Below are 11243 nucleotides of genomic sequence, written 5' to 3' on the forward strand. Positions count from 1 at the left end.
CTAATGACAGCCTGAAGCCTGATGTTGCAGCGTATGAATGTATTTTTGCACCGGAAGCTTATAATAAACAATGCAGGGTAGTCAATCAAAGGATATAGCCCACTATCATATAGTTGGTATCAACTATAAAAAGACAGATGCAGCTATAAGGGGGTCGTTCGCTATCAATGAGGCACAATACGGGCAATTGCTCGAGCAGGCAAAAACTGCGTACCTCGATGACGTGTTCGTACTCTCCACTTGTAACAGAACAGAGATCTATGGCTTTGCTGAAGATCCACAACAACTGGTAGAAATGGTGTGTCGCCAGACAAATGGCGATTGCAACCTCTTCAGCCAGCTTTCCTATGTTAAATCAGGCGAAGATGCTATCAAGCACCTGTACCAGGTAGGTACCGGTCTCGATTCTCAGATCCTGGGTGACTATGAAATAATCGGTCAGATCCGCAATGCTACAAAGTTCGCGAAAACCAATGGATGCCTTGGCGGTTTCCAGGAGCGACTTGTAAACAGTGTACTGCAGGTATCAAAACTGATTAAAAATGAAACCGCTCTCAGTGCCGGCACCGTATCAGTCGCCTTCGCCGCTGTACGTATGCTGGAATACAAAGTGCCGGATATTCTCAATAAAAAGATTTTACTGGTAGGTGTAGGAAAAATAGGCCGTAATACCATCAAGAATATGATGGATTACCTCGGTGTACAGGATGTGACACTGGTAAACAGAACACTCTCCACTGCCGAAGAATTTGCAAGACAGCATGGCCTGCGCCATGCCCCCTACGAAAACCTGGCAGCAGAGCTGAACAGGGCAGATATTATCCTGGTCGCCTCCAATGCACCGGAACCCAATATCCTTAAACAACACTTTGAAGGATCAGGTCCTAAGCTGATTATTGACCTCTCTATTCCTTTCAATGTGGCACCGGAAGTTAGTGAACTCCCCCAGATCTCACTGGTAAATGTAGACGAACTGTCCCGGATACAGGACGAAACGTTGCAGATGCGCCAGCAGGAAGTGCCAAAAGCACTCGCTATTATCGAAGAGCATATGAACGAGTTCCTCTACTGGTACAAAATGCGCAAGCATGCAGTGGTACTCAAAGCCGTAAAAGATAAGCTGCAGGAAATTCATACCAAAGAAATTCAACAGCAAAAAAACGGTGCACAATATAAACTGGAAGATATGGAAGCTGTCTCGTCGCGTATCATCCAGAAAATGATCAACCTGATGGCTGGAAAAGTGCGCCGGGAAACTGATAAAAGTGATCAGTACATCTCCATGATCAACGATATATTTGAGGCAGGAGTTAAGCAGGATTAATCATAATGAGTAAAGAAATTAAGATCGGCACACGGGAAAGCCAGCTCGCACTGTGGCAGGCTAATAAAGTTAAAGACCTCCTGGAAGCACAGGGATACACCACTGTGCTGGTGCCCATAAAAAGCGAAGGCGATATAGACCTCGTCACTCCACTGTATGAGATAGGCGTACAGGGTATATTTACAAAAAGCCTTGATATCGCATTGCTGAACGGCCGGATTGATATTGCCGTACATTCTCTCAAAGACGTTCCCACTCAACTGCCTACAGGTATTATACAGGGCGCTGTACTCGAAAGGGGCCCTGTAAAGGATCTGCTGGTATATAAAACAGATACTGCCTTCCTGGACCAACCGGGTTACATTGCAAATATTGCTACCAGTAGCGTACGTCGCAAAGCACAGTGGTTGCGCAAATATCCACAGCATCAGCTGCATAACCTGCGGGGCAATGTGAATACACGCCTGCATAAACTGGCAAATGAACAGTGGGATGGCGCCATCTTTGCCGCTGCCGGCCTGGAAAGAATTGGAGTACGACCTGTTACTTCTGTAGAAATTGACTGGATGCTGCCGGCACCTGCACAGGGAGCGGTAGTTGCCGTATGCCGTGAAAATGATGATTACTGCCATCAGGCACTGGAAGCACTGAATGATGTATCTACTGCATTGTGCACACGCATAGAACGCGATTTTTTACGTACGCTGATGGGTGGCTGTACCACGCCGATCAGTGCGTATGCAGCTATTAAAGATGGAGTGGTAGAATTTAGTGGTGAGCTGTGCAGCCTGAATGGGGATCAATTGCTAAAAGTGGATAGCAGTGCTCCTTTAGCCGAGGCGGCATCTATTGGTAAAAGCGCTGCTGAAAAGATTCTCGCACAAGGAGGGGATAAAATCGTAGCACAAATTAAAAATGCAAGGTAATTACCGCATATTAAGTACAAAAGATCTGCCGGCACCACTGCTGGAATCGGCCGCCGAACAAGGCTTTGAGATCACTGTACAACCATTTATCCGGATACAGCCTGTTATCACCACTACATTAAAGGAAGAGATCAGAGATCTGTTACAAACTGATAGTGTCTGTGTATTTACCAGTGCGCATGCTGTGACCAGTATACAGGACTTTGCACAACCAACACAGGTTTACTGCCTGGCAGGCGCTACACTGGAAGCTGTGAAAACTGCCTTTCCACAGGCCGCCGTCTTAGCCACAGCCCATGATGCAGCTGCACTGGCAGCACAAATTGATAGCCCAGCTGTGTTGTTTTTTTGTGGTAACCAGCGCCGTGATGAACTGCCTGACCTGCTCAGGCAACGAGGTATTGAACTGAAGGAAATAGTTGTGTATGAAACCATCGCCGTGACCCCTTCTTTTTCAGGGAATTTTGATGGTATTCTTTTTTTTAGCCCCAGCGGCGTTCACAGCTTCTTTGCTGCGAATAAAACGGAAGATCATACTATTTGTTTTGCCATCGGCAACACCACCGCACAGGCACTGCAACAATATACCGGCAATATCGTTGTCAATCCCGGCAAACCTGCTGCCGCACAACTGATACAAACTGCAATAACTTATTTTAACAATCATAACTGAGACTAATGAGTGCATTAAAGAATGACCTTTTGCTGAGAGCTTTACGCGGAGAAAAAACGGAACGTACACCCGTATGGATGATGCGCCAGGCAGGCCGTTATCTCCCTGACTATATCAAGCTGCGGGAAAAATATTCCTTCTTTGAACGCTGTATGAAACCTGAACTGGCTACAGAAATCACTGTAATGCCCGTACACCAGGTAGGTGTGGATGCTGCCATTATCTTTTCCGACATCCTCGTTGTTCCACAGGCCATGGGCCTCGAAGTACAACTGATCGAAAAAACCGGCCCTATTTTACCGGATCCGATCAGAACCCTGGACGATATGAAAAGAGTATGCGTTCCTGATGTAAATGATAAACTCGGTTATGTATTCGATGCCCTGCGCATGACCAAACAGGCACTGAACGGTGCTGTGCCGCTGATCGGTTTTGCAGGTGCACCATGGACCCTGCTGTGCTATATGGTACAGGGCCGTGGCTCCAAAACATTCGATGGTGCCAAGCAATTCTGCTATCAGCAACCAGCTGTAGCGCATCAGCTGCTGCAAATGATCACAGACACCACTATCATCTATCTGAAAGAACAGGTAAAAGCCGGTGCTGACCTCGTTCAGATCTTTGATTCATGGGGTGGAATGCTGAGCCCTGAAGATTTCGAAACTTTCTCTCTCCAATACATGCGACAGATCGTAGCTGCCCTGAAAGATGTGTGCCCTACCATTCTCTTTGCAAAAGGAGCCTGGTTCGCACTGGAAGAAATGGCTGCAACCGGCGCCCATGGCCTCGGTATAGACTGGTGTATCAAACCGGAACTTGCAAGACAATTTGCAGGTCCAAACGTAACTTTGCAGGGTAATTTTGATCCTGCCAAATTACTGGCGCCGATCCCGGAAATCGAAAAAGCAGTGAAAAACATGCTGAAAAGCTTTGGTGGCCACCGGCACATCGCCAACCTGGGACATGGCATTCTGCCAAACGTTCCTGTAGACCACGCAAAAGCATTTGTTGAGACTGTAAAAGCGTACTAATGAGCGTTAAAGAAAAATTCATTCCTTTTATACACCAGCTGCAGGATGATATCTGTGCAGCATTGGAAAAGATTGATGGGAAAGCCACCTTCCGCGAAGATCGCTGGGAACGCCCCGGTGGCGGTGGTGGTAAAACCCGCGTGATTGCAGATGGCAATGTGTTTGAGAAAGGGGGTGTAAACACCTCTGTGGTAGAAGGGCAATTGCCTGAAGTAATGGCGAAACAGTTTGGGGTGACCGAAGGCCAGTTTATGGCCTGTGGTATCTCGCTCGTGATCCACCCGCTCAATCCTTATGTACCTACTGTACATGCCAACTGGCGCTACTTTGAGCTATACGATGCGCAGGGTAATATAAAGGATAGCTGGTTTGGCGGTGGTGCTGATCTTACCCCCTATTACCTGGATGAAGAAGATGGAAAACACTTTCATCGCACTTTCAAAAATGCCTGCGATCCTTTTGGTACAGCATTGTATCCGCTCTATAAAAAACAATGCGATGAATACTTTGTAAACAAGCATCGTAACAATGAAACGCGTGGCATAGGCGGTATCTTTTACGACTACCTCCGCCCTGATGCCAGCAGAACAGCTGAAGATTTATACCGCTTCTCCAAAGCTACCGGCGAAGCCTTTCTGCCAGCTTATCTGCCAATCGTGGAAAAGACAAAAGACTTACCTTACACCACTGCCCATAAAGACTGGCAGGAATACAGGAGAGGTCGCTATGTAGAATTCAACCTGATCCATGACAGGGGCACCTTATTCGGCCTCAAAACCAATGGCAGAATTGAATCTATCTTAATGAGCTTACCACCCAGGGCCCGCTGGGAGTACGATTATCACCCGGAACCAGGTAGTGCTGAAGCCAAATTGGTGGAATACCTGCAACCCCGTGAATGGGCTTAAATTGCTAACTACAAAAACAGAGATATTATGATTCGCCGTAACAGAATTTTGAGAGCTACGCCCGCCATACGTGCTATGGTTGCGGAAACGATTTTAAGGCCGAGCGATTTCATTGCCCCCTTATTCATTGTAGAGGGGAAAAACGTAAAAGAAGAAATCATTTCCATGCCGGGATATTTCCGGTATTCACTGGATCTGATCGTGACTGAGGTAAAAGAACTGTGGAGCCTGGGTATTAAGAGTGTATTGCTGTTCGTAATGGTTCCTGACAACCTGAAAGATAATAAAGGTACAGAAGCGGTAAACCCCGATGGATTGATGCAGCGTAGTATCAAAGCCATCAAGGAGGCTGTACCCGGTATTGTAGTGATGACGGATGTAGCATTGGATCCTTATTCCATTTACGGCCATGATGGCATCGTAGAGAATGAACAGATCGTAAACGATGCTACTGTAGAAGTACTGACCCGCATGAGCCTGAGCCATGCACAGGCTGGTGCTGACTTTGTAGCACCCAGCGATATGATGGATGGCCGTATCCTGGCAATCCGCAATATACTGGAAGCAAATAATTTTACTAAAACAGGTATCATGGCCTATAGTGCCAAATATGCTTCCTGTTTCTATGGTCCGTTCCGCGATGCACTGGATTCTGCACCCGGTTTTGGGGATAAGAAAACCTACCAGATGGATTATGCGAACTCCACCGAAGCCATCCTGGAAACCATGCAGGATATAGAACAGGGCGCGGATATTGTAATGGTAAAACCAGCACTGGCTTACCTGGACATCATCCGGATACTGAAAGATCATGTACATGTACCCATCAGTGCTTACCATGTAAGTGGAGAGTACGCCATGATCAAAGCAGCTGCACAAAAAGGATGGCTGGATGAAAACAAAACCATACTGGAAACACTGACCAGCATAAAGCGTGCGGGAGCCAGCCTGATAGCTACCTATTTTGCGAAAGACGCAGCTAAATTATTACAATAAACAGCTTAACTACCATGTACGAGCAAAGCAAGAAACTTTTCGACCAAGCTAAAAATGTCATTCCCGGTGGTGTAAACTCTCCTGTACGCGCATTCAAAAGTGTAGGCGGTACCCCCGTTTTCATGAAGAGCGCCAAGGGGGCTTACCTCTACGATGTAGATGGCCACAGGTATATTGATTATATCAATTCCTGGGGACCTATGATCCTGGGTCATGCCTATGAACCAGTAGTAAAAGCCATCCAGGAATATGCAGGCTATTCTACTTCTTTCGGTGCGCCGACAGAACTGGAAACTAAGATTGCGGAGCTGATCGTGAGCATGGTACCGAATATTGAGATGGTGCGTATGGTGAATTCAGGTACAGAAGCCTGTATGTCGGCTATGCGTGTGGCAAGGGGTTTTACCGGCCGCAATAAGTTCATCAAATTCACTGGTAACTACCATGGTCATGCCGATGCATTTCTTGTGAATGCGGGCAGCGGAGTGGCCACTTTGGGTATACAATCTGTGCCGGGCGTTACGCAAACTGTTGCAGAAGATACGTTGACCGTTCCTTACAATAATTTACCGGCTGTGGAAAATCTGGTGAAGGAATATCCTGATCAGATAGCAGCTATCATCGTAGAACCGGTGGCGGGCAACATGGGCTGTATCCTCCCCCAGCAAGGTTTTTTGGATGGCCTTCGTTACATCTGCGATGAACATAATATACTGCTCATCTTCGACGAGGTAATGACGGGTTTCCGTTTGGCCAGAGGAGGTGCACAGGAACTGTTCAATATTAAAGCAGATTTGGTTACCTTTGGCAAGATAATTGGCGCAGGGATGCCTGTAGGTGCCTTCGCCGGACGTAAGGAAATCATGGAAAATGTAGCACCAGCTGGTAAAGTCTACCAGGCTGGAACATTGAGCGGCAATCCTATAGCCATGATAGCTGGTTATACACTGTTGCAGACGTTAAACGACAATCCTGACATTTACCGGCAACTGGCAGAAAAAACAGCATACCTCTCAGGTGGTTTACAATCAGTATTTAATGCGGCTGGCATCGTTCATCAGGTAAATAGCATTGGTTCAATGCTGAGTGTGCATTTCGCAGAATATCCAATTATTGATTTTGATGCAGCCTCCGGCGCAAACAACGAATTATTCAGGCGCTTCTTCCATGCTATGCTGGAAAAAGGTATTTACCTGCCTCCTTCTGCATTCGAAAGCTGGTTCCTAAGTAATGCTTTGACAATCGAAGACCTGGACGAAACAATTGCTGCTGCAAAAGCTGCAATCGCGTCCCTGAAATAGTTAACAATTCAAATCCTGTGCAGAGTGGAAAAACGCCCCGGTCAAGTCGGGGCGTTTATTTTTTTATTTACGCTTGTGCGAGAGTAACCACGGTACTAAATCCGGTTCGGCAAATGCATTGTCCCAGCTATTGTGCCCTACACCCGGATATTCGGAATATTTCACTTCCGCTTTCAGTTTTTTCAATGCGTCGTAGTATGCCCTTGAACCTGCTACAGGTACAACCGGGTCAGCACCACCATGGAATATCCAGACCGGGATGGCTTTGAATTTCTTTGCGTTTTCCACGTTGCCTGCACCACAGATCGGAAAGCCAGCTGCCCATTTTTGGGGATAGCGTGCCAGCAGGTCGAATGTACCCATACCTCCCAGCGATAATCCACCGATATAGACCTTTTTCGTATCAATTTTACCTGTTTTATTCAGGCTGTCTACCAGCTCTCCTACCAGTCTGCCAGGTACCGTGGGTGGTGCATCTGCAGGGAAAATACGACCTGAATCTGTACGTTCGAGCGGTCCCCAGGTAGAATCGTTTGGCAACTGCGGGAAGATGACGAATGCAGGATATTTATCCCGGATAGTATCTTTTAGAAAAAGGGCACCGCCATGTGTGAGTTGTGCGGCATTGTCACGGCCACGTTCTCCTGATCCATGCAGGAATATGATAAGCGGATATTTTTTGTGGATATCGTAGTGCAAAGGTGTGAGCATGCGGTAACGAAGGGTATCACCGTGGTGAATGTATTCTTCGTAACTGTATGTGCTGTAATCGGGGGTTTGCGCTTTGGCAAAAACTGCTATTAAACATAGCAGCAGGGTACAACCTATTTTCATCATGGAATTAAGCGTTATACACCCAAAATAATAAAAAAGGGGATCGAATGATCCCCTTTCCCTTAATATTTCAACACAAAATGTTGTTTTATCTTCATTTCCGGCAGGAAAAACACCAACCCGATAAAGAATAAATCGATCGTGCATGTAACCCGCGGATGATCCTGGATCGTTTTCCATGCTTTCTCCATGTCCTCCGTCCAGTGAATATCATCAAATATAAAAATGGAATGGTCATGCGCTTTGGCCAGGCACTGTTCAAAGTATTCCAGTGTGGGTACAGAGCGGTGGTTACCATCAATGTATACATAATCCAGCTGTGGCAACTCATCCAGCACACCTGCCAGCACATGGTCAAAATTCCCAATCCGCTGGGTGATGTTCTGCAAACCCAGTAACTGAAAATTCTTCCCGGCCCTGGCTGCAATATTCGGACAACCTTCTATGGTGTAGACTTTCGCGTCCGGCGCTGCCGCCCTGGCCATATAAGAAGTAGAGAGCCCCATAGAAGTACCCAGTTCCAGCAAATACCTGGGTTTGTAGTACTTTATGAGTCTGTAAAATAACTGCCCGAACTTAGGCGGTTTGGCAGCATGCCGGGTAATATCCCTTACTGCCCGCTCAGTGCCGGCATTCATCAAGGAGCCTGCACCCAGGTCGGTTACCTGCAGGGTTTCATTACTTTTCAACAGCTCTTTCCGCAGTTGTTCCACTGCTTTATAATCCGCAGGTTGGCTTTTATCCCGCAGTACCTCTTCGATCAGTGTGTACACAAACGGAGAGTGCACATCATGCCGGTTACCGGCTGTGAAGTAGTAATTCAGGTATTTTTTAGCAAGTTGCCACTGTACATTCATCAGATTAATAAATTTTCGCCCGGATCAGGCCCATTTTATGCAGGCGGTGTTGCAATGATACACGCAAAACCCCTAATCCGTATATACTGCTTCTTTTAAAGTTGATACTGGATGCCTCTTCAAAATACTTGGTAGGACAGGTTACCTCCCCTATCTCATATCCTTTCATAAAGATCTGGGACAACATCTCATTATCAAAGATAAAATCGTCATTGTCAGCCATATAATTGATATCCCTGAGTACAACCGCTGAAAATGCACGGTAACCGGTGTGGTATTCACTCAGTTTTTCGTTCATGAGCAGGTTCTGGAACAGGGTCAGACAGCGGTTAAAGAAGTACTTATAACCTGGCATTCCACCTTTTAAAGCCCCTTTTCCCAATATTCTTGAGCCGAGCACTACAGGATATACATCATTTGCAATGATGGAACTCATAGCGACAATCAGCTTGGGAGTATACTGGTAATCAGGGTGTAACATGATTACAATATCTGCCCCTAATTCCAGAGCTTTGTTGTAGCAGGATTTCTGGTTCCCGCCATAACCCTTGTTGTTGTCATGACGAATGATATGTCGGATGCCCAGCCGTTTTCCAACAGCAACGGTCTCGTCTTTACTGGCGTCATCAACCAGCACCACGTCATCCACTATATCAAATGGTATTTCGTGGTAAGTCTTTTCCAGTGTTAACGCAGCGTTGTAGGCAGGCAATACCACCACTATCTTTTTATTATTCAGCATGAAAGTGGATAATTTGCTCGCAAAGGTAAGAAAGTACTTGAAAGACTGACAATTTCAACTTAGTATAAATTGTTATCTTTGTGCCAAATTCTATTTTGGCACCATATTTTCTTAACATTTAGGTTGATATAGTTCCAAATATGCTAACTAATAGCATGCTAATTCACTTACAGGTCTCAACTGCTGGTTATTGATTTAACCTTAGGAGGAGATTGTACCTGACAGTGAACAATTTGCAAATCAAATCAGGCCAATATCATGCATTTTAATTCTATGAGATATCTGACACTATTATTGATCTGTCTTGCCGGCGCTAAAATGGCCATGGCACAACAACCTACGGATCCCAACGCTGAGTTAAAGAATGTGGTAATGCCACAAGTTAGGAGCCAGGACACTACCATTCGCAGAATAATGGAAGAATTACAAAAGATCCAGGATAGTGATCAGGCTAATTCAAATGCTATACAGGGGTTACTTCAGGGCCGGGAAATTGATAACATTACCAAGTACCAGCTGATCAGGAACAACATTGTATATGCCAGCGAAACTTATTACCTGCTGAACAAGAAAATTATTGACCTCAAGTCACGTACCACTACCAACAATCTCGATGTATTCATCACTTCACTGAACAACCCTGAAAGTAAAGAACTGGGGTTCTCTCTGAGTGACCGTATTGTAGAACTGGTAGAAAAAGTAGTACTGAAAGGTAAGAAAGACAAGAACGATGAAAAGAGCACCAAGATTGTAGAATCGACCAAGTCTATCATCGCTTCTCCTATCTTCCAGAGCTTTACCTCGCTGACTCCTCCTTTGGCGATTGCTAACTCTGTGATGAACTTTCTGCACAGTGTGAGCATCAACAACAAGGAAATCAATCAGCAGACACTGAAAGAGTTTGAAAAAGAACTGAACAAATATGTAGTGTATTATACAGCGCTGAACGATGCGAACAATAAATTTGAATATGGGCTGAACTTCAACAAAGATCAGCTCAATCTGCTGCACGACAACCTGTATGATCACATCATGTTTACCGCCAGTGCACTGAAATTTAACCTGCCACAGCGTGGTAACAAGTCGCTGGGTGAAACACTGAATGACTTCTTCTTTGACTTTAAGAAAGAGAAAGTAGTGTTGTTCTTTGACGACCTGGAGACTAAGTATACCAAAGGTAAGAAGATCGATTACGAAGCACTGCTGCGTGAAAATCCAAATCTGAAAGAGGTGAACAACCAGCTGGAAGACCTGGTATTGCAGACAAAACGCTTTGAGAACCTGTACAATGAATACTTTACACTGTTGGATTCTTACTATGGTAAAGTAGCAAATGCGCTGAAGATTGCACAGGATAACGGTCTGGCAGATAAAGCTACTATTGACGCCAAGCAGTCTGAGTTCCGTAACCTGAAGGATGAAGCAGTGAAAGAAATCCAGGCTTCTATCAATATCAAGGAGCTTTACAACAATACGGATAAGATCAAATACCGATACAGAATATTCTAAAATAAGCATTTCATGATGCTGCACGCTCCCCGGGAATTATTAGCAATAATTTCCGGGGAGTTTTTATTAACGAGAATCCAGTTACTTTTGTGTATGACTACAGTTCAACTAGAATATATCGTGGCAGTAGACACCTACCGCA

Annotated in this window: 11 protein-coding genes; 8 read left to right on the forward strand and 3 right to left on the reverse strand. The window is 45.5% G+C overall.

Going from position 1 to position 11243, the window contains the following annotated elements; genetic code table 11:
• The first annotated feature begins 70 nt into the window (after nucleotides 1–70).
• Genes hemA through hemL form a run of 7 tightly spaced genes read left to right on the forward strand, consistent with a single transcriptional unit; the run spans nucleotide 71 to nucleotide 7159 of the window.
• Nucleotides 71–1324: a glutamyl-tRNA reductase gene (gene hemA, locus ABDW16_RS20300; protein ID WP_343672269.1), complete on the forward strand. Its 1254-nt coding sequence runs from the start codon at nucleotides 71–73 to the stop codon at nucleotides 1322–1324.
• A gap of 5 nt (nucleotides 1325–1329) precedes the next feature.
• Nucleotides 1330–2250, forward strand: a complete 921-nt coding sequence (hemC, locus tag ABDW16_RS20305) for a hydroxymethylbilane synthase (RefSeq protein WP_343672270.1) — start codon at nucleotides 1330–1332, stop codon at nucleotides 2248–2250.
• A complete protein-coding gene (locus ABDW16_RS20310) occupies nucleotides 2240–2923 on the forward strand; it encodes a uroporphyrinogen-III synthase (protein WP_343672271.1) in 684 nt (227 codons plus the stop codon). The genes hemC and ABDW16_RS20310 overlap by 11 nt, the downstream gene beginning before the upstream one ends.
• A 5-nt stretch (nucleotides 2924–2928) precedes the next feature.
• A complete protein-coding gene (gene hemE, locus ABDW16_RS20315; protein ID WP_343672272.1) occupies nucleotides 2929–3954 on the forward strand; it encodes a uroporphyrinogen decarboxylase in 1026 nt (341 codons plus the stop codon).
• A complete protein-coding gene (hemF, locus tag ABDW16_RS20320; RefSeq protein ID WP_343672273.1) occupies nucleotides 3954–4862 on the forward strand; it encodes an oxygen-dependent coproporphyrinogen oxidase in 909 nt (302 codons plus the stop codon). Before hemE ends, hemF begins: the two co-directional genes overlap by 1 nt.
• Nucleotides 4863–4889: 27 nt before the next feature.
• Nucleotides 4890–5858 carry a porphobilinogen synthase gene (gene hemB / locus ABDW16_RS20325; RefSeq protein ID WP_343672275.1) on the forward strand — a complete coding sequence of 323 codons (969 nt, stop codon included), beginning with the start codon at nucleotides 4890–4892 and terminating at the stop codon, nucleotides 5856–5858.
• 14 nt (nucleotides 5859–5872) lie between these two features.
• Nucleotides 5873–7159 carry a glutamate-1-semialdehyde 2,1-aminomutase gene (gene hemL / locus ABDW16_RS20330; protein WP_343672276.1) on the forward strand — a complete coding sequence of 429 codons (1287 nt, stop codon included), beginning with the start codon at nucleotides 5873–5875 and terminating at the stop codon, nucleotides 7157–7159.
• 63 nt (nucleotides 7160–7222) lie between these two features.
• On the opposite strand, the gene ABDW16_RS20335 is transcribed toward hemL, so the two are convergent.
• From ABDW16_RS20335 to ABDW16_RS20345, 3 genes are read right to left on the reverse strand one after another with little or no spacing between them, the layout of a single operon-like run.
• Nucleotides 7223–7996, reverse strand: coding sequence for a dienelactone hydrolase family protein (locus tag ABDW16_RS20335; protein ID WP_343672278.1), 774 nt, complete (start codon nucleotides 7994–7996; stop codon nucleotides 7223–7225).
• 59 nt (nucleotides 7997–8055) lie between these two features.
• Complete coding sequence (locus ABDW16_RS20340; RefSeq protein WP_343672279.1) at nucleotides 8056–8850, reverse strand: class I SAM-dependent methyltransferase; 795 nt, start codon at nucleotides 8848–8850, stop codon at nucleotides 8056–8058.
• Nucleotides 8851–8854: 4 nt separating this feature from the next.
• Entirely contained in the window at nucleotides 8855–9592 is a 738-nt protein-coding gene (locus tag ABDW16_RS20345) for a glycosyltransferase family 2 protein (RefSeq protein WP_343672280.1), read from the reverse strand.
• A gap of 273 nt (nucleotides 9593–9865) precedes the next feature.
• On the opposite strand from ABDW16_RS20345, the gene ABDW16_RS20350 reads away from it, so the two are divergent.
• Nucleotides 9866–11101: a hypothetical protein gene (locus ABDW16_RS20350; protein WP_343672282.1), complete on the forward strand. Its 1236-nt coding sequence runs from the start codon at nucleotides 9866–9868 to the stop codon at nucleotides 11099–11101.
• The last annotated feature ends 142 nt before the right edge of the window (nucleotides 11102–11243 follow it).

It is taken from the genome of Chitinophaga sp. (assembly GCF_039596135.1).
In the GTDB taxonomy this organism is placed as follows: domain Bacteria; phylum Bacteroidota; class Bacteroidia; order Chitinophagales; family Chitinophagaceae; genus Chitinophaga.

Bases quoted from the DNA above. Each gene is read 5' to 3' on its own strand.
- hemA (WP_343672269.1), top strand. From the start codon at position 71: ATGCAGGGTAGTCAATCAAAGGATATAGCCCACTATCATATAGTTGGT.
- hemC (WP_343672270.1), top strand. From the start codon at position 1,330: ATGAGTAAAGAAATTAAGATCGGCACACGGGAAAGCCAGCTCGCACTG.
- ABDW16_RS20310 (WP_343672271.1), top strand. From the start codon at position 2,240: ATGCAAGGTAATTACCGCATATTAAGTACAAAAGATCTGCCGGCACCA.
- hemE (WP_343672272.1), top strand. From the start codon at position 2,929: ATGAGTGCATTAAAGAATGACCTTTTGCTGAGAGCTTTACGCGGAGAA.
- hemF (WP_343672273.1), top strand. From the start codon at position 3,954: ATGAGCGTTAAAGAAAAATTCATTCCTTTTATACACCAGCTGCAGGAT.
- hemB (WP_343672275.1), top strand. From the start codon at position 4,890: ATGATTCGCCGTAACAGAATTTTGAGAGCTACGCCCGCCATACGTGCT.
- hemL (WP_343672276.1), top strand. From the start codon at position 5,873: ATGTACGAGCAAAGCAAGAAACTTTTCGACCAAGCTAAAAATGTCATT.
- ABDW16_RS20335 (WP_343672278.1), bottom strand. From the start codon at position 7,996: ATGATGAAAATAGGTTGTACCCTGCTGCTATGTTTAATAGCAGTTTTT.
- ABDW16_RS20340 (WP_343672279.1), bottom strand. From the start codon at position 8,850: ATGAATGTACAGTGGCAACTTGCTAAAAAATACCTGAATTACTACTTC.
- ABDW16_RS20345 (WP_343672280.1), bottom strand. From the start codon at position 9,592: ATGCTGAATAATAAAAAGATAGTGGTGGTATTGCCTGCCTACAACGCT.
- ABDW16_RS20350 (WP_343672282.1), top strand. From the start codon at position 9,866: ATGAGATATCTGACACTATTATTGATCTGTCTTGCCGGCGCTAAAATG.